Source organism: Bartonella sp. TS25HLJMH (assembly GCF_042193505.1).
GTDB classification, from domain to species: Bacteria; Pseudomonadota; Alphaproteobacteria; order Rhizobiales; family Rhizobiaceae; genus Bartonella; species Bartonella grahamii.
The window spans coordinates 344-654 of record NZ_JBHILV010000102.1 but is presented as its reverse complement, the minus strand read 5'-3'; the positions used below and the strand labels follow the sequence as shown (position 1 = coordinate 654).

Here is a 311-nt window from a genome sequence, read left to right as displayed (position 1 = left end):
CAAAACAAAAGACGAACATGAAGAAGATATTTTCACGATTTTAGATCAATATAAACCGGATTTTCTCTGCTTTGCGGGGTATATGCGCCTTATTTCATCACGTTTTGTAAAACTTTATGAAGGGCGGATTTTAAACATTCACCCTTCTCTTTTACCTTCATTTAAAGGCTTAAATACGCATGAAAGAGTTTTACAAGCAGGCGTAAAAATCTCAGGTTGTACTGTTCATCTTGTCACAGAAGACATGGATGCTGGAAAAATTCTTGCCCAAGCAGCCGTTCCAGTCTATCCTGATGATACCACTGAGTGCT

Annotated in this window: 1 pseudogene; it reads left to right on the top strand. The window is 38.3% G+C overall.

What is annotated here, in order from left to right:
- Positions 1-311, top strand: a pseudogene (locus tag ACFINF_RS09470) (phosphoribosylglycinamide formyltransferase); the annotation flags it as partial.